17 protein-coding genes are annotated in these 24,254 nt (G+C 70.3%); 9 read left to right on the forward strand and 8 right to left on the reverse strand.

All coding sequences use genetic code 11. From position 1 onward, the window contains the following. Positions 1–3: 3 nt before the first annotated feature. From ACFZCY_RS25130 to ACFZCY_RS25145, 4 genes are all read right to left on the reverse strand, one after another. Entirely contained in the window at positions 4–447 is a 444-nt protein-coding gene (locus ACFZCY_RS25130) for a roadblock/LC7 domain-containing protein (protein WP_391177400.1), read from the reverse strand. Positions 448–479: 32 nt separating this feature from the next. Continuing rightward, positions 480–3,308 carry a nitrate- and nitrite sensing domain-containing protein gene (locus ACFZCY_RS25135; protein WP_391177404.1) on the reverse strand — a complete coding sequence of 943 codons (2,829 nt, stop codon included), beginning with the start codon at positions 3,306–3,308 and terminating at the stop codon, positions 480–482. Positions 3,309–3,536: 228 nt separating this feature from the next. Further along, a complete protein-coding gene (locus ACFZCY_RS25140; protein ID WP_391177406.1) occupies positions 3,537–3,680 on the reverse strand; it encodes a hypothetical protein in 144 nt (47 codons plus the stop codon). Then, a complete protein-coding gene (locus ACFZCY_RS25145; protein ID WP_391177409.1) occupies positions 3,680–5,095 on the reverse strand; it encodes an MFS transporter in 1,416 nt (471 codons plus the stop codon). Before ACFZCY_RS25145 ends, ACFZCY_RS25140 begins: the two co-directional genes overlap by 1 nt. A gap of 556 nt (positions 5,096–5,651) precedes the next feature. Between ACFZCY_RS25145 and ACFZCY_RS25150 the strand changes: the two genes are divergently transcribed. Both ACFZCY_RS25150 and ACFZCY_RS25155 read left to right on the forward strand, forming a co-directional pair. Continuing rightward, positions 5,652–6,047 (forward strand): DUF485 domain-containing protein, encoded by a 396-nt coding sequence (locus ACFZCY_RS25150; protein ID WP_391177412.1) that lies wholly within the window; start codon positions 5,652–5,654, stop codon positions 6,045–6,047. After that, positions 6,044–7,639: a cation acetate symporter gene (locus ACFZCY_RS25155; RefSeq protein WP_391177415.1), complete on the forward strand. Its 1,596-nt coding sequence runs from the start codon at positions 6,044–6,046 to the stop codon at positions 7,637–7,639. The genes ACFZCY_RS25150 and ACFZCY_RS25155 overlap by 4 nt, the downstream gene beginning before the upstream one ends. A gap of 115 nt (positions 7,640–7,754) precedes the next feature. On the opposite strand, the gene ACFZCY_RS25160 is transcribed toward ACFZCY_RS25155, so the two are convergent. Continuing rightward, complete coding sequence (locus ACFZCY_RS25160) at positions 7,755–8,744, reverse strand: substrate-binding domain-containing protein (RefSeq protein WP_391178290.1); 990 nt, start codon at positions 8,742–8,744, stop codon at positions 7,755–7,757. 285 nt (positions 8,745–9,029) lie between these two features. On the opposite strand from ACFZCY_RS25160, the gene ACFZCY_RS25165 reads away from it, so the two are divergent. The 7 genes from ACFZCY_RS25165 to ACFZCY_RS25195 all read left to right on the forward strand — a co-directional run bounded on the left by ACFZCY_RS25165 (position 9,030) and on the right by ACFZCY_RS25195 (position 20,008). Beyond that, entirely contained in the window at positions 9,030–9,956 is a 927-nt protein-coding gene (locus ACFZCY_RS25165; protein ID WP_391177418.1) for an ABC transporter permease subunit, read from the forward strand. A 4-nt stretch (positions 9,957–9,960) separates the two neighbouring features. Continuing rightward, the gene (locus ACFZCY_RS25170; RefSeq protein WP_391177421.1) at positions 9,961–10,908 is read left to right on the forward strand and encodes an ABC transporter permease subunit; all 948 of its coding nucleotides are present in this window, start codon (positions 9,961–9,963) and stop codon (positions 10,906–10,908) included. A gap of 40 nt (positions 10,909–10,948) precedes the next feature. Next, positions 10,949–12,289, forward strand: coding sequence for an extracellular solute-binding protein (locus ACFZCY_RS25175; RefSeq protein ID WP_391177424.1), 1,341 nt, complete (start codon positions 10,949–10,951; stop codon positions 12,287–12,289). A gap of 42 nt (positions 12,290–12,331) precedes the next feature. Further along, positions 12,332–14,395 carry a beta-galactosidase gene (locus ACFZCY_RS25180; protein ID WP_391177428.1) on the forward strand — a complete coding sequence of 688 codons (2,064 nt, stop codon included), beginning with the start codon at positions 12,332–12,334 and terminating at the stop codon, positions 14,393–14,395. Positions 14,396–14,522: 127 nt separating this feature from the next. Continuing rightward, positions 14,523–16,568, forward strand: a complete 2,046-nt coding sequence (locus ACFZCY_RS25185; RefSeq protein WP_391177431.1) for an RICIN domain-containing protein — start codon at positions 14,523–14,525, stop codon at positions 16,566–16,568. 119 nt (positions 16,569–16,687) lie between these two features. Continuing rightward, a complete protein-coding gene (locus ACFZCY_RS25190; RefSeq protein ID WP_391177434.1) occupies positions 16,688–18,574 on the forward strand; it encodes a glycoside hydrolase family 9 protein in 1,887 nt (628 codons plus the stop codon). A gap of 90 nt (positions 18,575–18,664) precedes the next feature. Further along, positions 18,665–20,008, forward strand: coding sequence for an NAD-binding protein (locus tag ACFZCY_RS25195; RefSeq protein WP_391177437.1), 1,344 nt, complete (start codon positions 18,665–18,667; stop codon positions 20,006–20,008). Between the two features lie 9 nt (positions 20,009–20,017). Here ACFZCY_RS25195 and ACFZCY_RS25200 read toward each other — a convergent pair whose 3' ends face one another. The 3 genes from ACFZCY_RS25200 to ACFZCY_RS25210 all read right to left on the reverse strand — a co-directional run bounded on the left by ACFZCY_RS25200 (position 20,018) and on the right by ACFZCY_RS25210 (position 24,238). Then, complete coding sequence (locus ACFZCY_RS25200) at positions 20,018–21,976, reverse strand: phosphatase PAP2 family protein (protein WP_391177440.1); 1,959 nt, start codon at positions 21,974–21,976, stop codon at positions 20,018–20,020. 124 nt (positions 21,977–22,100) lie between these two features. Continuing rightward, positions 22,101–22,739: a YceI family protein gene (locus ACFZCY_RS25205; RefSeq protein WP_391177443.1), complete on the reverse strand. Its 639-nt coding sequence runs from the start codon at positions 22,737–22,739 to the stop codon at positions 22,101–22,103. A 353-nt stretch (positions 22,740–23,092) separates the two neighbouring features. Further along, a complete protein-coding gene (locus ACFZCY_RS25210) occupies positions 23,093–24,238 on the reverse strand; it encodes a Glu/Leu/Phe/Val dehydrogenase dimerization domain-containing protein (protein WP_391177447.1) in 1,146 nt (381 codons plus the stop codon). Positions 24,239–24,254 lie beyond the last annotated feature (16 nt).

Consider the following 24,254-nt stretch of genomic DNA (forward strand, 5'->3'; position numbering starts at 1 on the left):
TCCTCATCCGGGCTGGTGGGCTGCCGTCTGCTGGATTCCCTGCAGCTCCGCGCGCAGTTCGGGGGTCAGCATCTCGCCGACCTGGTCCACGAGCACGGTCATCTCATAGGCCACCTGACCGATCTCGCAGTCCGGCGCGGCCAGGGTCACCAGGCACGAGCCGTCCTTGATCGACATCAGCAGCATATGTCCGTACTCCATCTGGATCACGGTGCTCTTCACCTCACCGGTGTCCAGACACCGGGCAGCGCCCTGGATCAAGCTGATGGCACCTGCGGCGATGGTGGCGAGGTGTTCGGCGTAGTCGTCCGCCAGCCGGTTGGAGGCGGTGAGCAAAATCCCGTCGGCTGATACCACCACGGCGTGGGCCACATTGGGAACACGTTCGGTGAAGTTGGTGACCAGCCATCCGAACTGGCTCACCTCCCGCGGGTGGGGTGAGGTCATGGCTTCTTTCCTGCCCGTTCGTCGATGGGATCTTATCGCTCGTCGGGGCGGGCCCGACGGATGCCTGACTGGTAGTTGCTGAGGAAGCTGTGCGTACGGCCCGCGTCCTGGGCCGGCTTCGCCTTGCCGGGGGCGGTGCGCGGCTCGGCACGCTCACCGGGCCGGGGCGTACGCGGAGTCCGTTTCGGCAGCCCGGACTGGGTGCGGGCGGCGCCCTCCGGGGCGTCCGAGGGCTCGGCGGCGCCGCCCGGGCGGCGGTCCGGCGCGTTCTCCCCGGCGCGGGGAGCGGCAGGGCCCGGCAGGGGCTCCGTCTGCTGTCCGGGCGGGGTGAAGAGGCGCGAGGAGCCCTGGGGCCGCGGACTCGCCGACGGGGGGCGGGGGGCCGCCGACGTCGGCGCCGCGTCATCCGAGGCGGGCGGCTCGAACCACGACGCGCGGGGCGCGCGCGGGGCGTCCGCTCCGGGTTCGCGCTGCTGCTCCGGTCCGGACCGCTGCGGCGGCACCAGGCCGGGCCCGGAGGTACGGGCGTCCTGGGCGTCCTGGACGCCCCGTCCGTCCGCCGGTGCCCGGCCGGGCCCGGACGGCCCCGGCGCTCCGTTGCGGGACTCCTCGGGCGCGCCCTTGGCACCCGGTCCCGGGCGGCCGATCCCGTTCGCCCCGGGCCCGTTCGCCCCGTCGGCTCCGGCGGGGTTCCGCCGCGGCAGCCGTCGCGGCAGCGGCGAGTCCGCGCCGGTCCCGGCGGAGTCGGGGCGGCCCGGCTCGGCGGCACCCCGGCCCGGGGTCCGCGTACCGGAGTCGGCGGCGGCCGCGGGGCGGGCCCCGTTGGGGGACTCGCGCACGGCGGGGGCCGCAGTGGCGGGGCCCGACTCCTGCCGTGGCCGCGCCGGTTCGAACGCCTTGGCGGCGATCGGCGTCGGCGCGGGGCGCCGGGGCGCGTTCCCCCGGGGCGCCTCGTCGGGCCGGTTCGCCGGCACCAGGTTGGCCGGGACGAGCACACTGGCCCGCAGGCCCGCGCCCCACTCCGAGCTGAGGTTCACCGAGATGCCGTGCCGGTTGGCCAGACGGCCGACGACGAACAGACCCATCTGACGGGAGGACGAGGCCTCCTCGGAGGAGGTCGCCTCCAGGCGCCGGTGCGCCTTGGCCAGTTCGGCGCCGCTCATCCCGATGCCCTGGTCGCGCACCTCGATCAGGGCGGAGCCGTCGCGGCGCGGTGTGGTGCTGATGAACACCTGGGTCTCGGGCGGGGAGAACGCGGTGGCGTTGTCGAGCAGTTCGGCGATGATCCGCGCCAGGTCACCGGCGACGTAGCCGGTCACCTCCACCGAGGCGGAGGGCTGCACCTCCGCGCGCTGGTAGTGCTCGATCTCGGAGACCGCGGCCCGCAGGACGTCCTCCAGCGGCACGCGATGACCGTGGGTGCGGACGAGCGTGCTGCCGCAGAGCACCATCAGGTTCTCGTTGTTGCGCCGCATCCGGGTCGCCAGGTGGTCCATCTGGAAGAGGTTCGCCAGCTGGTCCGGGTCCTCTTCGTGCCGTTCGAGCTGCTCCATCAGGCGCAGCAGCCGGTCCACCAGGGTCTGGCTGCGCCGGGAGAGGTTGACCAGGGTGTCCCTCAGGTCGCCGCGCAGCGCGGCCTGTTCCGACGCCAGGCGCACGGCCTGTCCGTGCACCGCGTCGAAGGCCCGGGCGAGCTGCCCGAACTCCTCCGTGGTGTGCACCGGCACGGCGCTGACCGAGGTGTCCGCCTTCTCGCCCTCGCGGATGCTGGAGACCGCGTCCGGGAGCCGGTGCTCGGCCACGTCGAGCGCGGTGGAGCGGAGGATGGTCAGCGAGCGCAGCAGATACCGGCCGATCGCGAAGCCGATGGAGAGGGCGAGCAGCAACACCGCGAGCAGGGCCACGGAGTACGCGCCGGCCCGGTTGCTGGTGTCGTCCTGCAGCTGGGCGGAGTTCACGCGCAGCTTGTGGGCGAGGTTCGTCCCGACCTTCCCGAGGAGCTTCGCGGTCGTTTCCGAGCTGCGGTTCCACTGGGAAGCGGGGATCGGCGGCGTGGTGGCACCCTGCTGGGCTCCGGCGCCCTGTGCCTGGGACAGCGCGGTACGCACCAGTTTCGCGCGCCGGGTCACCAGGTCGCCGGTGACCGTCCGCTGATAGAGCTGCTGCTCCGCGGGGGTGGCCACGGCCCGGAAGTCGCCGAGCTTGTCCTTCAGGCGGATGTCGGACTCCTCCAGCGCCCGGACGAGCTCGGTGTCCATGGGCCGGCCGGGCTTCATCGCCTCCAGGAGGGTCACATGCTGGAGAGTGACCTCCTCCTGGACCGCCTCGAGGTCGTACAGCGCGGACGCCGGGCCGGACAGCTTGGGTTCACCGAACCGGCTGCCCAGGGCCTGGTCCAGGTCGAGCAGGCTGTTGATGACGGTGCGGTACTTGTTCACCGCGTCCCAGGAGCTGATGTCGCCGGACGCCACCTGATCGCGCAGGTCGGTCAGCCCGCCCAGGGCCTTGACCGCGTCCTGGTAGCGGTTCCGCGCGGCGCCGTCGAGCTCGGGCGCCCGCTTCGTGCTGCCCACGAGCACGGTCCGGGCGCGGTCGGTGGACCGGGCCTGCCGCCGCATGGCGGAATCGCCGTCCGCCGCACCCCGCAGCTGTTCGGCGGCCATGGTCCGCTCCGTCTGCAGGCCACCGAGCAGCGGCATCAGCCCGGAGCGCAGCTTGACCAGCCGCTGCATGTCCGCGTACGAGTTGGCGCGTTCGACTTCGCGTTGGATCTGTACGACGCCCAGGGCGACGGCCAGCAGCGCGGGCACCACCAGCACGGCGCCCAGCTTCACCGGCAGCCGCCAGTTTCGCCATTGCACGATGGTGGCCCACAGCCCCGGGCCGCGTGCAACTTCGGCCGCATGCCTTCCCGGGGTCACGAGACGCGCTCCGCGCCCGGAGCGGCTTGGCCACAGCGATGTATCACGATGCGCTTTCTCCTGGGATTTCTCCTGAAGAGGAAGTCGAACGACCGGCGGCACACCGGCCTGGCCGGGGGCGGCGGAAACGCCCACGGCCGGACTGGTGATGTGCCGGCTCGCCCACCTCTACTCGAACAGCTTTCGGCTCGTCATGGCGAGCTCATAGAGGCCGTACGCGAAGGGAATGGCCACCCACAGCCACGCCACGGCCAGCAGAACGGGCGAGGACTTCACGGCCGCGCTCTGCGAAGGTTCGTCCTGGTGGGTCATCAGTTGCCCCTCTCGGCCGGGATGCGGTCGGTGCCGCCCTCTTCCCCCTGCTCGCCCTGCTGGTCCTGGACGGCCCGGTCGCCCGCGGCCACCGGCTCCGGCTCGTGGAACTTCGGGTTCACCGGGCGCACCAGCTCGTTCGCGACGAAGCCGATGACCAGAAGCGCGATCATGAGGTAGAAGGAGACCGCGTAGAGGCCGGGTCCGGAGTCCCCGGACTTCTTCCCCGAGTCCGCGACGGCGTCCACGATGATCGGCCCGGCGACTCCGGCGACCGACCAGGCGGTCAGCAGCCGACCGTGGATCGCGCCGACCTCGTAGGTGCCGAACAAGTCCTTGAGATAGGCCGGTACGGTCGCGAACCCGCCGCCGTAGAACGACAGGATCACCATCGCCGCGACCACGAACAGCACGGTGCTGCTGTTCTTCCCGAGCAGGATGGTCAGGTAGAGCAGAGCACCCGCGCCCAGGTAGAGGCGGTAGATGTTCTTCCTGCCGATCAAGTCGGAGACCGACGACCAGACGAAACGGCCGGTCATGTTGGCCAGGGACAGCAGGGCGACGAATCCGGCGGCGGCGGTCGCGCTCACCGGGGCGTCGGTGTCCTGGAAGAAGTCCTGGATCATCGGGGCGGCCTTCTGCAGGATCCCGATGCCTGCAGTGACGTTCATGCACAGCACGATCCACAGCAGCCAGAACTGCGGGGTCTTCACCGCGTTCTTCGCCGACACGTTCGCGGTCGTGACGAGCTGCTTGCCGGTCTCCTCGCGGGGGACCCAGCCGGCCGGGCGCCAGCCCTCGGCCGGTACCCGGATGAGCAGCACGCCCAGCGTCATGAACGCGGCGTAGGCCAGGCCGTGCACCAGGAAGGTCTGGGCGATGCCACTGGTGTCGCTGCCGAAGGAGGACAGCATCTGCGACGACCAGGGGGAGGCGATCAGCGCGCCGCCGCCGAAGCCCATGATGGCGGTGCCGGTGGCCATGCCCGGGCGGTCCGGGAACCACTTCATCAGCGTGGACACCGGCGAGATGTAACCGATACCGAGGCCGACTCCGCCGACGACGCCGTATCCGAAGATGACCAGCCAGTACTGGCGCGTGGCCACCCCGAGCGAGGCGATCAGGAAGCCCGAGGAGAAGGTCACGAGCGACACGAACATCGCCCACCGCGGCCCCTTGTGCTCCACGAGCGTGCCGCCGAAGGCGGCGGAGAGGCCGAGGACGAGAATGGCGATCTGGAAGGGGAGCGCGCTGGCCGTCCCCGAGATGTCAAGGGCTTTTTCCAGCGGCGTCTTGAAGACGCTCCAGGCGTATGCCTGGCCGATGGAGAAGTGAATCGCCAGTGCCGCCGGAGGAATCAGCCATCGATTCCACCCCGGCCCTGCGATAATGCGAGAGCGGTCGAGAAAACCCACCGATTACCTACCTCCGTCCTCGGGAACCCATTGCCGCAGGCTCTATTTCTGGAGACGTCAAACGTCTCAGGCGGTGGTGAGTGTAGAGCACCCTGATCAGCGGCAACAACGACCGGAGATCGTCACGGGCCCCGCAGTGGAGCAGCCTCCCACACGTTCGCATACATGGGGCGATCCACCAACATCAACACATCGCGTGCATCCTCTGTTCACGAAAAATCCGCAAGTCCGGTGATGCCGGCTCGCGTTCATCGCGTGACACCTGGTCAGGCGGACCGAAAGGAGGAAGGATCGGGAAAAGCGCACATCCTGAGAAGTTCTGACAGTTGCTCACAAGCATCTCTTAGCCCGATATGTGGCGTGCTGTCATCCGGAAACAGGTGCTCCCGGTGCATCCCGGGCCGGGCCGGTCTCTAGGGGATCCCCGGCCGTTGACTGCGTCCGGCGCCTTACTACACTGACCCCGCCATGGGGCTGCGGGTTGCTCCTCCTCCCCACCATCCACTGCAGGCAGATCCGTACGAATTCTCCTGCCCGAAACTCCCGGGAGAGGGCCATGACGAAAGCGGTGCGGCCTCCCGCGCCCATCTCATCCGAGCGGGCCACTGGACAGGGGTTCGCCGACCGCGGCAATGAAAACGGCGAGCCCGACTTCGCCGCGATCCAGCAGAGCCCGGAATTCGACCGGCTTCGCAAGAGGCTGCGCCGGTTCGTCTTCCCCATGAGTGCGCTCTTCTTCTGCTGGTACATGACCTTCGCGCTCTTCTCGGCGTATGGTCATGGTTTCATGAGCCGTAAGGTGTTCGGCTCGGTCAATATGGGGACTCTCTTCGGTCTGCTGCAGTTCGTGTCGACGATCACGATCGTCCTGCTGTACCGGGGTTTCGCCGACAGGAAAATCGACCCGCAGGTGGACAAGGTGCGCGAGTTGGCGGGGGCCGACAAGGAATGACATTGCAGATCGCGGGTGAGGCGACCGGCAGCCCGGTCATCAACGTCAGCGTATTCGTCGTCTTCGTCCTGATTACGCTGTTCATCGTCTACAAGGCCACCACCAGGAACCAGACGGCCTCCGATTACTACGCCGCGGGAAGCGCCTTCACCGGCGTCCAGAACGGCATCGCCCTCTCCGGCGACTTCCTCTCGGCGGCGTCCTTCCTCGGGATCTCCGGGGCCATCGCCGTCCATGGCTACGACGGCTTCCTCTACTCCGTGGGATGGCTCGTCGCCTGGCTGGTCGCCCTCCTGCTCGTCGGCGAACGGCTGCGCAACACCGGCCGGTTCACCGTGGGCGACGTGATGGCCTACCGGATGAAGCAGCGCCCGGTGCGCGCGGCGGCGGCCAACGCCACCTTGGTGATCACGTTCTTCTACATGCTCGCCCAGATGGCCGGCGCCGGCGGACTGATCGCCCTCCTGCTGAACGTGCACAGCAAGGGCGGGCAGGCCCTCGTCATCACGGCCGTCGGACTCGTGATGGTCTTCTACGTCCTGGTGGGCGGCATGAAGGGCACCACCTGGGTGCAGATCATCAAGGCCGGTCTGCTCCTGATCTGCGTGACCTTCATCAGTGTGTTCATCATCGGCAAGTTCGGCTTCAGCTTCTCGGCGATCCTCGACCAGGCGGCGGCGCGCAGCCCACTGGGGCAGAGCCTGCTCGAACCGGGCGGCTGGTACGGCGACGGAGCGATGGACAAGCTCGACTTCGTCTCGCTGTCCCTGGCGCTGGTCCTCGGCATCTCCAGCCTGCCGCACGTGCTGATGCGCTTCTACACCGTGCCGGACGCCAAGGAGGCGCGCCGGTCGGTGGTGTGGTGCTCCTGGACGATGTTCCTGTTCTACCTGGGCATCCTGGTCGTGGGCTACGGCGCCACCGCGCTGGTCGGCCCGGACGCGATCCTGGCGGCCCCCGGCGGGGAGAACTCGGCTGCGCCGCTGCTCGCGTTCAAGATCGGCGGCGCGGTGCTCCTCGGCATCGTCTCCGCGGTGGCCTTCGCCACGATCCTCGCGGTGGTGGCCGGTCTGACCCTGACCGCGTCCGCCTCGTTCGCGCACGACGTCTACGCCAACGTCATGAAGGAGGGGAAGGCCGACGCGGCGTCCGAGATCCGGGTCGCCCGGCTGACGGCCATCGCGGTCGGCGTCCTGGCCATCGTCGGCGGCATCGTCACCAACGGCCAGAACGTCGCCTTCCTGGTGTCGCTGGCCCTGGCGCTCGCCGCGTCCGCCAACCTGTCGACCATCCTCTACACCCTGTACTGGAAGCGGTTCAACACGACGGGCACGCTGTGGAGCATCTACGGCGGCCTGGGGTCGGGGCTCATCCTCATCATCTTCTCCCCGGCCATATCGGGCACCTCGACGTCCATCTTCAAGGGCGTCGACTTCCACTGGTTCCCCCTCAGCAACCCCGGCATCGTGTCGATCCCGTTCTCCTTCCTCTGCGGATTCCTCGGCACGGTCCTCAGCAAGGAGCCCGCGGACCCCGCCAAGCAGGCGGAGATGGAAGTGCGGTCGCTGACCGGAATCGGCAGCAAGGTGTAGCCGACGGGCGTGAGTCGCCGCCGCGGCCGGTACGAGGAGCAGATGTCTCCCCGTACCGGCCGCGCCCGTTGTGCCGCGAGGACGATTACCGCGAGCGCGGCTACCGCGGCGGCGGTTACCGCGGAGGCGGCGCCGCGGTGCTGTGGCGCACCACGAGCCGGGTGGGGACGAGCGTGGTGCCACGGCGCGGGGCGCTCGGCCGCATCTGGCGCAGGACGCCCTCGACGCAGCGCCGTCCGACCTCGGCGAAGTCCTGGTGCACGGTGGTCAGCGGCGGCAGGAACGACCCGGCCTCGGGGATGTCGTCGAAGCCGATGACGCTGACGTCGTCCGGCACCGTCCGGCCCTTCTCGTGCAGCGCCCGCAGCAGGCCGAGCGCCATCTGGTCGTTGGCGGCGAACACCGCCGTGCAGTCCTCCTCGGCGGCGAGCGCCAGCCCGGCCCGGTAGCCGGACTCGGCCGACCAGTCGCCCCGTACGAGCGGCGGCGGGACGCGCCCGGCCTCGGTGAGCGCCGTCTGCCAGGCGTCGGCGCGGCGCTGCGCCGCGAAGGACCCCTCGGGTCCGGCGAGATGCCACACGGTCCGATGGCCGAGGCCGAGCAGATGGTCCACCGCGTCGCGGGTGCCGCCCGCCTGGTCGGTGTCGACCACCGTATAGCGGTCACCGGCGTCGGAGTCGGCCACGACGACCTGGACGTGGGGCGGCAGGGAGAGCGCCGCCGCGTCGAGGAGATGGACCTCCATGATGACGATGACGGCGTCGACGGCGAGTTCGCCCAGCCGGGAGAAGGCGCCGCGCACCTCGTCCTGGGTGGGGACGGCGACGGGGAGCAGGGTGACGGCGTAGCCCTCGTGTGCCGCGGAGGTGGCGATCGCTTCGAGCGTGCGCACATTGCCCGTGGTGGAGAGGGTGAAGGTGATGACGCCGATGGTGCGGAACTCGCCGCGTTTGAGCGCCCGGGCGGCGCTGTTGGGCCGGTAGCCGAGCTGCTTCATGGCGGCCAGCACCTCCCGCCGCGTCTCCTCGGTGACACCGGGGTAGCCGTTGGAGACCCGGGAGACGGTCTGCGCGGAGACACCGGCGAGCCGGGCCACGTCCGCCATCGACGCGCGCTGCGCGCGCCCGGGGGTCCGCGTCCGGGCGCCGCCGACCGCCGGGGGGCCGTCCGCCGAGGGGGTGTCCGCTGCTTCCACTTTCTCCCTCGCCACGTCGCGTCCCGGTTTTGCCAGATGCCTCTTGACCACCGTCATTGGGGCAGTGTAGACATTCCGCCATCAGATGTTTACGTAAACATAACACCTCCACGCTCCCTTTGAGCGCCGAAATGTTTACGCAAACATCGCGACGGCGCATGGCGCCGGTTCCACGATGGACGAGCGAGGAACGACATGACGACGCTGCAACCCCCCGCCGCCGTGAAACGGCGCCCGGCCCGGCCTCCGGCGAAGGGGGACCGCCGCTCCTGGACGGGGTGGGGGTTCATCGGGCCCTTCGTGGTGGTCTTCGCCTTCGTCTTCCTGGCCCCCATCGCCTACTCGGTCTACCTCAGCCTCTTCCGTGACCAGCTCATCGGCGGCACCTCCTTCGTCGGCCTGGACAACTACCAGCAGGCCCTGCAGGACGACCGGTTCTGGACGTCCCTGACCCGGGTGTCGCTGTTCCTGCTGGTGCAGGTGCCGATCATGCTGGGCATCGCCCTGCTCGTGGCCCTCGCCCTGGACAGCGGGCGGCTGTACGGGCGGGACTTCTTCCGGATCTCGATCTTCCTGCCGTACGCGGTGCCCGCCGTGGTCGCCACCCTCATGTGGGGGTTCATGTACGGCACCCGCTTCGGCCTGGTGAGCGACATCAACGACGCCCTCGGGGTGTCGCTGCCGAACCCGCTGTCGCCCGATCTGGTGCTGACGTCCATCGGCAACATCGTCACGTGGGAGTTCGTCGGCTACAACATGCTGATCTTCTACTCCGCGCTCCGCGTCATCCCGCACTCCCTGTACGAGGCCGCGGAGATCGACGGCGCCGGGCAGATCCGCGTCATCACCGCCATCAAGCTCCCCGCGATCCGCGGCGCCCTGGTCATCGCCACCATCTTCTCGATCATCGGCACGTTCCAGCTGTTCAACGAGCCGAACATCCTGCAGAAGCTGGCACCGAACTCCATCACCACCGACTACACCCCGAACTTCTACACGTACTCGCTGTCCTTCTCGGGCCAGCAGCACAACTACTCCGCGACGGTCGCCATCATCATGGGGCTCATCACCATGGTCATCGCCTATGTCGTCCAGCTGCGCGGCATGCGCAAGGGAGCGTGAAGCGATGTCCACCCCCGCCACCACCGTCTCCCGGCCCGCCCCCGCCCCGGCCGGATCCCCGGGCTCCGCGCCCCGGCTGCGCGGGCCCCGGAAGCGCGCCGCGGGGCGCCGCCCGCGCCGCAGCGTGCTGCTGACCGTCCTCACCGGGCTGGTCCTGCTGTACTCGCTGGTGCCGCTCGCCTGGCTGGTCATCAGCGCCACCAAGACCCAGGAGGGCCTGGCCCGGTCGTTCGGGCTGTGGTTCAGCGGCGACTTCGCCCTGTGGGACAACATCCGCGAGACGTTCACCTACAACGACGGCGTCTTCGTCCGCTGGCTGCTGAACACCCTGCTGTACGTGGCGGTCGGCGCCGGTGGCGCCACCCTGCTGGCGGTCCTCGGCGGCTACGCCCTGGCGAAGTTCACCTTCCCGGGCAAGCGTGCCGTGTTCGCCGTCGTCATCGGAGCCGTCGCGGTGCCCGGCACCGCGCTGGCCGTGCCCACCTTCCTGATGTTCAGCAAGATGGGGCTGACCGACACCCCCTGGGCGGTGATCATCCCGTCCCTCATCTCGCCGTTCGGCCTCTACCTGATGTGGGTCTTCGCCACCGAGGCCGTACCGGAGGAACTACTGGAGGCCGCCCGCATCGACGGCGCCAGTGAGGTGCGTACCTTCTTCCAGGTCGTCCTGCCGCTGCTCGCCCCCGGCATCGTGACCGTCCTGCTGTTCACGATGGTCGCCACCTGGAACAACTACTTCCTTCCGCTGATCATGCTGAAGGACCCGGACTGGTATCCGCTCACCGTGGGCCTCAACAGCTGGAACCTGCAGGCCGCGACCGCCGGTGGCAAGGCCGTGTTCAACCTCGTCATCACCGGCTCCCTGATCACCATCGTGCCGCTGATCGCCGCGTTCCTCCTGCTCCAGAAGTACTGGCAGTCCGGGCTCGCCGCCGGAAGCGTCAAGGAATAGCCCCACCGTCCCGCCGCACGAAGAAGTGGAAAGCACGCCCATGCGCAAGAACACCCGCCGCCTGCTGCGCGGCATAGCCCTGGTCTCCGCCCTCACCCTGGGGGCCACCGCCTGCGGCGGCTCCGACGACAGCGCCGCCGACAGCAAGCCGGTGTCCGCCAAGGACATCGACGCGGCCCTGAAGAAGGGCGGCACCCTGACGGTGTGGGCCTGGGAGCCCACGCTCACGAAGGTCGCCAAGGACTTCGAGAAGGAACACCCCAAGGTCAAGGTCAACCTCGTCAACGCGGGCACCAACAAGGACCAGTACAAGGCCCTGCAGAACGCCATCGCCGCGAAGAAGGGCGTCCCCGACGTCGCCCAGATCGAGTACTACGCGCTGGGCGAGTACGCGCTGACCAAGGCCCTCGACAAGCTGGGCCCGTACGGCGCCGACAAGCTCGCCGACAAGTACTCCCCGGGCCCGTGGCACTCCGTGAAGTCCGGCAAGGACGTCTACGCCCTGCCCATGGACTCCGGGCCCATGGCGATGTTCTACAACAAGAAGGTCTTCGACAAGTACAAGCTCAAGGTGCCCACCACCTGGGACGATTACGTCAAGACCGCGCGCGAGCTGCACAAGGCCGACCCCAAGGCGTACATCACCGCCGACACGGGAGAGGGCGGCACCGCCACCAGCATGCTGTGGCAGGCCGGCTCCCGTCCGTACAAGGTCGACGGCACCAAGGTGAAGATCGACTTCTCCGACGCGGGCGCCAAGAGGTACACCGACACCTGGCAGAAGCTCCTCGACGAGAAGCTGATCGCGCCCATCACCGGCTGGACCGACGACTGGTACAAGGGCCTCGGCGACGGCACCATCGCCACCCTGAACGCGGGCGCCTGGATGCCCGCCAACTTCGCCTCCGGCGTGAAGGACGCCTCCGGCGACTGGCGTGTGGCACCCCTGCCGCAGTGGAAGGCGGGGGACAAGACCACCGCGGAGAACGGCGGAAGCTCCCTGGCCCTGCCCACCCTGGGCAAGCACAAGGAACTCGCCTACGCCTTCACCGAGTACGCCAACGCCGGCAAGGGCGTACAGACCCGGATCAAGGAGGGCGCCTTCCCGGCGACCACCGCGGACCTGGAGTCCAAGGCGTTCCAGGACACCGCGTTCCCGTACTTCGGCGGCCAGAAGGCCAACAAGATCTTCGCCGAGTCGGCCGCGAACGTCGGCCGCGGCTGGTCGTACCTGCCCTACCAGGTCTACGCCAACAACATCTTCAACGACACCGTCGGCAAGGCCTACGTCTCGAACACCAAGCTGGCCGCAGGTCTGAAGGCCTGGCAGGACGCGTCCGTCAAGTACGGCGAAGAGCAGGGCTTCACCGTCCAGAAGTAACAGCCCCCGCGCCGCCCCGTACGGTTCACCGGAAGGACCACCATGATCTCCACCCTCCAGTCCCAGCCTCCGCATGGGCCGGACGGTGACCCCACCCCACGCCTCGGCTACGGCGCGGACTACAACCCCGAGCAGTGGCCGCGCGAGGTGTGGGAGGACGACATCCGGCTCATGCGCGAGGCCGGTGTCACCATCGTCTCCGTGGGGATCTTCTCCTGGGCCCGCATCCAGCCGGCCGAGGACGAGTGGGACTTCGGCTGGCTCGACGAGATCATGGACCTGCTGCACACCGGTGGCATCGCGGTCGACCTGGCCACCGCCACCGCCTCCCCGCCACCCTGGCTCACCACGGCGCACCCGGAGATCCTCCCGGTGACCGCCTCCGGTGAGACGGTGTGGCCGGGGGCGCGGCAGCACTGGCGCCCCACCTCGCCCGTCTTCCGCACCCACGCGCTGCGCCTGGTGCGGAAGATGGCCGAGCGGTACGCCGGTCATCCCGCACTGGTGGCCTGGCACGTCTCCAACGAGCTGGGCTGCCACAACATCTACGACTACTCCGACGACGCCGCCCGCGCCTTCCGCGACTGGCTGCGCGCCCGCTACACCACCCTCGATGCCCTCAACCACGCCTGGGGCACCGCGTTCTGGTCCCAGCGGTACAGCGCCTGGGAGCAGATCCTCCCGCCCCGGCTGGCCGCGTCCCATCCGAACCCCACCCAGCAGCTGGACTTCAAGCGCTTCTCCTCCGACGCGCTGAAGGAGCACCTGCGCGCGGAGCGGGACATCCTGCGCGAGCTCACCCCCGGCATCCCCGTCACCACGAACTTCATGGTGATGGGCGAGACCAAGGGCATGAACTACGCCGACTGGGCCGGTGAGGTCGACTTCGTCTCCAACGACCACTACGTCAGGCCCGGCCCGCAGGACCGCGACGAGCTGTCCTTCTCCGCGAACCTCGTCAGCGGCATCTCCGGCGGACGCCCCTGGTTCCTCATGGAGCACTCCACCAGCGCCGTGAACTGGCAGCCGGTCAACGTGGCCAAGCGGCCGGGCGAGCTGGCCCGTGACGCGCTGCTGCACGTCGCGCACGGCGCCGACGCCGTGTGCTACTTCCAGTGGCGGCAGTCGGCGGCCGGAGCCGAGAAGTACCACTCGGCGATGGTGCCGCACGCCGGGCCCGACAGCGAGGTGTTCCGCGCGGTGGCCGCCCTCGGCCGGACCCTGCGCGCCCTGGCCCCGGTGGCCGGCACGACACGCGAACCGGCCCGGGTCGGGATCGTCTTCGACTGGGAGTCGTGGTGGGCGAGCGAACAGGACTCCCACCCGACCTCCCGTCTCGACTACCGCCAGGAGGCGCTGGACTGGTACTCCGCCCTCCTTGCCCTCGGCATCCGGGCCGACGTCGTCACCGCGCAGACCGGCCTCGACCGCTACGAGGTGCTGATCGCGCCCGTGCTGCACATGGTCCCCGCGGCGCTGGCCAAGGACCTCACCCGGTACGCCGAGCAGGGCGGCCACCTCATCGCCACCTACTTCTCCGGCGTCGTTGACGAGAACGACCACATCTGGCTCGGCGGCTACCCGGGAGCCCTGAGCGAGCTGCTCGGCATCCGCATCGAGGAGTTCGGCCCGCTGCTCGACGGCGAGGCCGTCGAGATCGAGGCCCGGTCCGCATCCGACGGCACGGCCACCGGCACCCTGTGGACCGACCGGATCACCGTCACCGACCCCGAGGTGGAGGTCCTGGCCCACTACCGCAGCGGGACGTACACGGGCCGCCCCGCCGTCACCCGCCGCGCCGTGGGCGGGGGATCGGCCGCGTACGTCTCCACCCGGCTGGGCCCGGACGGACTCACCGGACTGCTGCCGGGGCTGCTCGCGCCCGCCGGTGTGGGCAGCGAACTGCCGGCCGCCGCACGCGGAAGCGTCGAGCTGGCCGTGCGCCACGGCGGCGGCAGCCGCTATCTGTTCCTGGTCAACCGCACCGACGCCACGGTGCCGCTGACCGGACTCGCCGGGGAACCCCTGATCGGCGGCGGCGCGGACGACGGCGCGCTCATCCTGGCCCCCAGGGGCGTCGAAGTGCTGCGGCAGCCCGCGACCTGACGGCGGGACCCGCCACGTCCGTCACCGCCTCCTGAAGCCTCCTCAAGCCTCCTGAAACTCCGTCGTCGCCCTCGCGGGCACGGCGGCCGGTCCACCGAAGCGTCCGCACACGAGTTGGGAGCACACGTTGGCACGCCGTACCCGCACACGACGACTCCTGGGAACCCTCTCAGTCACCGCCCTGGCCACCGGGGCCGCCCTGATCACCGCCCCGCCGGTGACCGCGCAGGCCCCGGCGACGGCGACGGCCGACGCCGTCACCGTCTCACCCGACCCCTCGTACAAGGCGGAGGGATTCGAGGGCTGGGGCACCAGCCTGGTCTGGTTCGCCAACGCCACCGGCGACTACCCCAAGGAGATCCGCGAGAAGCTGGCCAAGCTGCTCTTCGGGGACGACGGCCTCGCCCTCAACATCGCCCGCTACAACATCGGCGGTGGCAACGCCCCCGACGTCAAGGACTACCTCCGCGCCGGGGGAGCGGTCGAGGGCTGGTGGAAGGCCCCGGCGGGCACCACGCGCGAGGACACCGACTGGTGGAACGCGGACGACAAGGCCGACTGGAACCCCGACGCCGACGCCACCCAGCGCTGGTGGGTCGACCGCATCAGAGGCGACATCGACCACTGGGAGACGTTCAGCAACTCGCCGCCCTGGTTCATGACGAAGAGCGGCTATGTCTCCGGCGGCTTCAACGCCACCGACGACCAGCTCAAGCCGGACTCCGTCGACGACTTCGCCGCCTATCTGGCGGGCGCCACCAAGCGGCTGGAGAAGGCGCACGGCATCAAGGTCGACACCCTCGACCCGTTCAACGAACCCAACACCAACTACTGGAGCACCCGCCTGGGCGCCGACGGCGAGCCGGTCGGCGGACGGCAGGAAGGGGCCCACATCGGCCCCGAACTCCAGCAGAAGGTCATCAACGCCCTGGCCCCCGCCCTGAAGAAGGCGAGGACCGGCACCAAGATCTCCGCGATGGACGAGACCAACCCCAGCATCTTCACGCAGAACTGGAACACCTACCCGCAAGCGGTGCGCGACCTCGTCGGCCAGATGAACGTCCACACCTACGGCACCGGCGGCCGCACCAGCGTGCGCGACCTGGCCAAGGCGGCGGACAAGCCGCTGTGGATGAGCGAGGTCGAGGGCGACTGGGGCGACGGCCAGAGCTTCACGGACATGCGGCCCGGCCTCGGCCTGGCCAAGCAGATGGTCGACGACCTCCGGGAACTGGAGCCCCGAGCCTGGGTGTTCTGGCAGCCCGTCGAGGACTACGACAACATGAAGCCCGGCGGGGAGTCGGCCAAGGGCGGGAACTGGGGCAGCATCCAGCTCCCGTTCAGCTGCACCTCCAAGGACACGCTCGACACCTGCCCCATCCGGACGAACACCAAGTTCGACACGGCCCGCAACTTCACCCACTACATCAAGCCCGGCGACCGGCTCATCAGGACCGATGACACCTCCAGCGCCGCGGCCGTCTCCCGGAAGGGCGACGCGGCCACCGTCGTCCACGTCAACAGCGGCGCGGGTGAGCGCAACGTCACCCTCGACCTGTCCAAGTTCGGCAAGATCGGCCGCCACGCGACCGTCACCCCCGTGGTGACCAGCGCCGACGGCAAGCTCCAGCGGCAGGACGCCATCAAGGTGACCGACCGGAAGGCCACCTTCACCGCGCCCGCCCAGTCCGTGACGACCTTCCTCGTCAAGGGCGTGTCCGGGGTGGCCAAGGACGCCGCGCTGTTGCGCAAGGGCCACACGTACGAGCTGACCGGTGTCCAGAGCGGCAAGGCGCTCACCGTCGCGGACGACGGCACCAAGCTCGTCATCAAGGGCGCCGAGGCGGCCACCCCCGGCCAGCGGTGGCAGCTGCGCCAGATCAGCGGCGACACCGGCAACCGGCAGCGGTATGTGTTCACCAACCCCGTGGCGGGCAAGCGGCTGGCCGTCCGCGACGGCGCCCCGGTGCTGGAGGCGGACCACGGGAAGCGGGACAAGGCCACCCAGTGGATCATGTCGACCACCGGTGACGGCACCTGGACCCTGGTCAACGCGGCCACCGGCCGGCTCCTGGAGGTGGGCGGCCAGGCCACACACGACGGCGCCGCCGTCGACACATGGACCCCGAATTCCGGCGCGAACCAGCGCTGGAAGGTCTCCGATGTGAGCTGACCCCTTACCGAGTCCCGGCTACCTCAATTGAGGTAGCCGGGACTCGGTCGATGTGGGTAGCCGGATTTCGGCTAAGCGTACGAAGCCGCAGGTCAACCCGTCTTTCTAGGCTCTGCGGCATGGCTATACACGTCGAACGACGCCCGCGTGTGCTGGGCGCGGCCGTCGCCGCGAGCCTGGCGCTGGGCGCCCTGGCCGCCCCCGCCGCCGGAGCCGCGGACCACGGGGCCGGGACGGGTGCCGAGAAGCCCGGCCCCACGCCCGGCACCGGCTCGCCGGTGCGGGTGAACCAGGTCGGCTATCCGACGTACGGCCCCAAGAAGGGCACCGTCGTCACCAGCGCCACCAGGCCCTTGACGTGGACGCTGCGGACCGCCGACGGCACGAAACGGGCCGGCGGCGTCACCACCCCCGCGGGCGTCGACCCCAGCTCCCGCCAACGCGTCCAGACCTTCGACTTCAGTAAGGTCACCGACGCGGGCGAGGGCTACACCGTCACCATCGGCGGGAAGAAGAGCGAGCCGTTCACCATCGGTGACCACCTCTACGACACGCTGCGCACCGACTCGCTGGCGTACTTCTACCATAACCGCAGCGGCATCAGGATCGACAAGGATCTGGTCGGGGCCCGGTACGCCCGACCCGCGGGCCACGACGAGGCCGCCCCGCACCGTGGCGACACCGACGTCCCCTTCCGGGGCTACGGGTCCGACTACCGGCGGAATGTCTCCGGCGGCTGGTACGACGCCGGTGACCAGGGCAAATACGTCGTCAACGGCGGCATCTCCGTGGCCCAGCTGATGTCCGCGTACGAGCGCACCCGCACCACTCCGGGTGCGGGCGGCGACGCGCTGGGTGACGGCAAGCTGCGGGTGCCCGAGCGCGGCAACGGCGTCCCCGACATCCTCGACGAGGCGCGCTGGGAGATGGACTTCCTGCTGCGCATGCAGGTGCCCCGGGGCAAGCCGTATGCCGGTATGGCCTTCCATAAGGTGCACGACAAGCACTGGACCGGCTTCCCGACGCGACCGGACCGGGACCGGCAGCCGCGGGTGCTGCGCCCGCCGTCCACCGCGGCCACCCTCAACCTCGCGGCCACCGCGGCGCAGTGCGCCCGCCTCTTCAAGCCCTACGATCCGCACTTCGCCGCCCGGTGCCTGGACACGGCCCGGACCGCCTGGGCCGCGGCCAAGAAGCATCCGAAGATGTTCGCCAGTGACAAGGACTCCATCGGGGGCGGCGCGTACGGCGACCGCCACGTCGGCGACGAGTTCTACTGGGCCGCCGCCGAGCTGTTCCTCACCACCGGCGAGAACACCTACCGCACGGCGGTCCTCGGCTCACCGCTCAACGGCGACGTCGACGCCCTCTTCCCGCGCGGCGGCGCCCTGTCCTGGTCCGCGACCGCGGGCCTCGGAGCGCTCGACCTGGCCACCGTGCCCAGCAAGCTCGACCACACCCGGCGCGCCGCCGTGCGCGCGACGGTGATCAAGGCCGCCGACCGCTACGTCTCGGACTCCGCGAAGTCGGCCTACGGGGTGCCGTACGCGCCCAAGGGCGGCGCGTACGAGTGGGGCTCCAACAGCCAGGTGCTGAACAACATGGTGGTGCTCGCCACCGCGCACGAGCTGACCGGCAAGACCCGCTACCGCGACGCGGTGCTGCGCGGCATGGACTATCTGCTGGGCGGCAATCCGCTCAACCAGTCCTATGTCACGGGCTACGGTGAACGGAACTCCCACCACCAGCACCACCGCTTCTGGGCGCACCAGCTCGACCCCAGGCTGCCGAGCCCGGCGCGCGGTTCCCTGGCCGGCGGCCCGAACTCCGGACTGCAGGACCCCGTCTCGCGCAAGAAGCTGAAGGGCTGCGCCCCGGCGATGTGCTACACCGACGACCTCATGGCGTTCTCCACCAACGAGATCACCATCAACTGGAACGCGCCGCTGGCCTGGGTGGCCTCCTACCTCGGCGACGTTGAGCATATGTCTGACCAGCGGCGCTGACCGTGTGGCATCTGCGCATGGTGACGCGGTGTCCCCGCGCCTACCGTGTGCGGTCACATGCCCCGGTCGAACGCGTCGAGGAGGAGCCGCATGCGGGAGGCGCAGCACACCCCCGACGCGGTCGGTGAGCGGTACTTCGTCGTGATCGGCGGCGAGGTGGCGCGCAAGGTCTGCGGCTCCCTGCGGGCGGGCGGACACCGTGTGCGCCACCTCGCCCAGCCCACCGACGAGGATCTGCGGCAGGCGCTGGACCGGGAGGTGGCAGGGGTCGCGATCCTGCTGGAGGACGACGCCGAGTCCCTGCGCTACGCGCTCGCGGTGGAACACATCCATCCCAGGGTCACCCTCGTGGTGACGATCTTCGACCGGACCGTGGCCGAGCAGCTGGTGCGGGTGGTCCCGAACTGTCAGGTCACCTCGCCGGCCGATGTGGCCGCGCCGGTGCTCCTGGCGGGCTGCCTCCAGCCCGATCTGCTCGCGCTCACCAAGACGTCCTCGGGCCACGCCGGTGCCCGCTGGGACGGGGACACCGTGCGCCTCCAGCCGTACCGGCCACCGCGCTCCCTGCGGTACCGGGCCTGGCTGGGGAAGTTCCGGGGGCAGCTGCGGCCGCACGACGGCAGTTCGCGGATCATGCTGATGGGACTCGGCGGGCTGCTCACCGTGCTGCTGACGGACTGGGCCTGGCTGGTGGCCCTGCACCATCGCACACCCGTCGAGGCGTTCTTCGAGGCGGCGCGCACCGTGTCCGCCGTCGGCCCGGCGCTCGCCCACGGCTCGCACGCGTATCTGATGTTCTCCGGTCTCGCGATGCTCATCACCATCGTCTTCACCGCCGTGTTCACGGCCGGTGTGGTCGACCGCCTGCTGGCCCCGCGAGCTGTCGGCATCCTGGGCCCGCGCGCCCTGCCCCGGGGCGGCCATGTGGTCGTCGTCGGGCTCGGGCAGGTGGGGCTGCGGCTGTGCACCCAGCTGCAGGCCCTGGGCATCGGTGTGATCGCGGTGGAGCGGAACCCGGCGGCCCCGAACCTGCGGCTGGCCAGGGCGCTCGGGGTGCCCGTCGTGGTCGCCGACGCCACGGACCGGTTCGTCCTGCGCACCCTCCGCCTCGGGCGTGCGCAGGCGATGGCCGCGGTGGCCTCGGACGACCTGGACAACATCGCCGTCTCGGTGGCGGCGCTGGCCGTCGCGCCCGAGCTGCGTGTGGTGATGCGGGCCGGGGACCACGAGGCGATCGCGGAGACCCGCTCGCTGTTCAAGATCGGCCTGGTGCACGATCTGGGCAGCCTGAGCGCCGCGTACACCACGGCGAGCCTGACCGGGCTCCGCCCGCGCGGGGTGCTGGCCCATGACAAGCGGCTCCTGGTGGAGCGGGAGGACGGGGCGTTCGTCCCGTGGCCGCAGCCGGAGCGCTGCGGCCACCCCGATCGCTGACCCGGCGGGCTACGTCAGCCGTACGGTGAGCGAGTCGCGGGAGTACGACGGTACGGCGGTGTACGTGTGCCCACCCCGCCGCACCCTGATGGCGGCGAACCGCCCGTGCAGCCCGCCGCGGGCGTGCAGCACCCTGATACGGGTGTGCAGGGCGGGGGAGTGGCGGCCGTCCAGGTGGATGTCGAGGACACTGCCGCGGCCGAGCACGGCGGACCGGGCGACGGTGAGCGCGGGCTTCCCGCCGTCCCCGGTGTCCGCCGCAAGCTCCAGCGTGGCACCGGGGGCCACGACGACACCGCGCCGCGCCCGTACGCCACCGGGCGTCGCGAGCCGCAGGGTGCCGCCGTGCACCTGGACATCTCCCGCGCCCAGGGCTTCCGGCGACCCCGCGACCAGGGTTCCCGCCTCGACACGGGTGCCGCCGGTGTAGCGGTTGCGGCCGGTGAGGGTCAGGGTGCCGGTGCCCCGTTTGGTGAGGCCGCCGTCGCCGGTGATGTCGTTGCTCCAGGCGTCGGCCGCGCTGAAGCCGCCGTCGTCCGCGTCCATCTCGACGCGTACGTCGCGGTCGAAGGCCCCGTAACCGTCCGCGGCGGCGAAGAGGTTGAGCCGCCCCCACTGCTCGGGCCCCTCCAGCAGGGCGTATCCGCCGGGCAGCGCGGTGGTGCGCAGCACCTCCCGGCGCTGGTGCGCGGTGAGATAGGGCAGCCGGGTCTCGATGAGCACTTCGGCGCCCTTGGGCACGGTCATCTCGCGGTGCCGGTCGCTTCTGGGCAGGATGTAGGTCAGCCGTGAGGTGAACGCGCGTGCGTTGGCGGCGCGATCGGCGTACGGATCGGTGTCCGTGCCCGCCGAGTGGGCGTAGGCCCAGAGCGTGTCGGCGGTGGTGCCGGTCCGGGAGCGGAGGTAGTCGGCGGCCTGCCGGCGCGCGGCGGCCTTGAGCCCGGCGTTGGCCGGGTCGTACAGCGCGGCGGCGGCCAGCGCGGTGGCCAGGACGCGGCCGCCGACGACGTCGAGGGCGGAGTGCATGCCGGACACGATCCGGGTGTGGGACGCCGCGGAGGCGTGGGTCACCAGTTCCTGGAACCGTTCGGGTATGGCGTACGCCAGCGCCAGCCCGGCCAGGTAGAGCGCGTTGGTGTGACCGCTCGGGAAACCGCCGTCCTCGGCCGGGTTGCCGCCGCGCTGACGCAGCAGCTGAGGGGTGACGGTCACCTCGGACGCGTAGACGGGGAAGCCGAAGGCGTCCGTGGCGCCGGTGTCCACGACCTCGCTGTGCTCCGTCATCCGCCACGGCCGCGGGTACTGGTAGCCGTACTTGGCGGGGTTGCTCGACGCGTACGGGCCGCGCAGCGTCTGCACGAGCCGGACGACCTCGCCGAGGTCGGAGTCGATGGCCCCGGCTCCGATGGCGGAACCGGCGGGCGCGCCGGGCGGTACGGCGTCGCCGACCGTGGTGGCCGGGGTGGTGTCCGGGGCGCTGGTGATGCTGGTGACGGCCTTGGCGCCGGTGCGGTAGACCTCGGTGAGCGGGCCGAGACCGGCGGTGGCCGCGTAACTCTGGTCCTGCCGGTCGTAGATGAAGGATTCCCGGGCCTGTGCGTCGCTGCGCCGCGCGGTGAGGGCGATCGAGTAGCGCATGTTGGCACGCAGCACGGCGGCCGCGAGCGGGGCGCCGTTGTTCCAGGCCGTGCCGGTGTGCCAGAGCCGCCGTACACCGCTCAGGATGCGCAGGGCCGCGTTGGTCTCGGGGGTGAGGTTGGCGGTGGTGTTGGTCCGGTAGTCGTCGACGAAGGACGTGAGGGTCCGCCCGGCCGTCCTCTCCGCCGCCCGGGCCGGAGGGCCGGACAGGAGGGCCGATGCCGTCGGAACGGCGATCAGCCCCGCCGGGACCGAGGCGGAACGCCGGAGGAAACCCCTGCGGTCCAGGGTGGGTCTCGCGGACCGGCCGGGGGAGGTAGGCGCCGTCATGCTGCCCTCGCGATTCTCGTCGTAAGCGCTTGCTGATGCGTTGACGCGAAGGAAGTGTAGAGGCCTCCACGGCACGGGGGCGCCGGGAGGCGGCAGTTGTCAGGGGGGGGCGTACGACGCGGGGTCAGGTGCCGGGGGTGCGGATGGCCGCGATGTCGAACTGGAGGCGGACCTTCTCGCTCACCATGGCACCGCCCTGGGCCAGTTTGGCGCTGTAGGTCAGGCCCCAGTCGGAACGGTTGATGGTGGTGGTGCCGTCGAAGCCGACCCGCTCGTCGCCGAAGGGATCGGTGACATGCCCGATGTAGGTCAGCTCCAGGACCACCGGACGGGTGGTGTCTCTCAGGGTGAGGTCACCGGACATGCGGTACACGTCCTGGCCGGCGAGCCGCACCTCGGTGCTGCGGAAGCTGATGCGCGGGTAGGCCCGGGCGTCCAGGAAGTCGCGGCTCATCAGATGGGCGTCGCGCTGCTCGACGCCGGTGTCGACGCTGCCGCTGGACAGCACGATCTCGGCCCGGGAGCGGGACGGGTCGTGGCCGTCGAAGTAGAGGCGGCTTTCATATTCGGTGAAGGCGCCGCGCACCGTGGTCACCATGGCGTGCCGGACGGAGAAACCGATCCTGCTGTGCGCCGCGTCGATAATCCATTCCCCGGTGAGGGCCGAAAGCCCGGGACCCTGCCGGGTGTCGCGATCGGAAGAGGCCGGGGTGTCCTGGGTCACCGCGGAGCGGGACGAAGAGTTGCGAGTAAAAAGTTTCATGGGGCATCTGGTTACTGCAAGAGTGAGGAGCGCTGCAAGTGCTGTTCTGGACCGGCCCGGGACTGCGACGTCACCCTACCGCCCGGTCTGCGGTTTCCCTCGCGAAGTCCGGCCCCGTGGTCGTGGGACCGGCACCGGGTCTTCACATGTAAACGGCGGGCGCGGACTGCCGGATGACGGTCAATCAGCGGACGAAACGCTCTTTGGGGGCCGGGCTTCGTGCCGCATTTGGACACCGATGCTTTAACTTTGGCGTACCTGTCGTCACTTTCTCTTTTATTTCTTCAAGAAATCTCCACGGCCGGGTGCGGCCGTGGTGGATCGTGTGCGGACCCCGGCCCGCCGTGACCCGCTCAGCGGGAGAGGCGTCCCTTGCTGAGCATGGCGGCGCGGACGCGCTCCTCGGCCAGCCTCAGCCCGGCCGCGTGCGGCGTGGTGCCACGGCGCTCGGCCTCGTCCAGGACGGTGACGGCGTTCGCGCGCAGCCGACCGGAGATCGTCTCGAAGATGGTGCGGGTCTCCGGCCCGAACCCGGAGTAGCGGGCGTCCATGGCGAACGCGGCGGCGACGACACCGCCCGCGTTGGCCACGAAGTCGGGCAGCACGGTGACACCGCGCCCGGCGAGGATCTCCTGAGCCCCCGGTGAGGTGGGCAGATTGGCGCCTTCGACCACCAGTCCGGCCTTGATCAGCTGGGCCGTCCGGTCGTCGATGACGTCCTGCAGGGCGGCGGGCACCAGGATGTCGCAGTCGACGGTGAGTTCCTGACCGGAGGCGAGCGCCTCGCCCCGGGCGTGGCGGACGACGAAGTCGTCGCCGTGCTCCTCGCGGGCGGCCAGCAGGGACGGCACGTCCAGCCCGCCGGGGTCATGCAGCGCGCCGCGTGCCGTGGACACGGCCACCACGGTGGCGCCCAGTTCGGCGAACCGCGCCGCCGCCGCGGCGCCCACGGCGCCGAACCCCTGGATGGCCACCCGGCAGCCGGACAAGGACAGTCCGCGGCGCTGTGCGGCGGCGTCGGCGGCCTCGGCGACGCCGAAGCCCGTGACCCCGAGCTTGTCGTAGGCGACGCCGCCCAGGTGCTCCGGGGTGCCGACGGCCGCGCCACGGTCTCCCAACTCGTCCTGGATGATGGCCGCGTCGCTCTCGGTCAGCCCCATGTCCAGCCCCATCACATACTCGCGGGGCACCTCGTTGGACAGCGCGCGGGCGAACGCGCGCAGGATCGCCTCCTTGTCGGGGGACGCGGGATCGGCGACGACGCCCGCCTTGGCGCCACCGTAGAAGAGGTCGACACCGGCCCACTTCCAGGTCATGACCCGGGCCAGCCGGGCGACTTCCCCGACCGTCACCGTGGGGCTCATACGGGTGCCGCCCTTGGCCGTACCCCGGGCCGTGTTGTCCACGACCAGCACGCCCTTCATGCCGGTGCGCCGGTGGGAGACGACGACGATCTTCTCGGGACCCCAGTCGTCAACGAGCGAGAGTGCGTCAGCCACGTCTGCCGTCCTTCTC

The organism is Streptomyces sp. NPDC007983 (assembly GCF_042958345.1).
GTDB lineage: Bacteria > Actinomycetota > Actinomycetes > Streptomycetales > Streptomycetaceae > Streptomyces.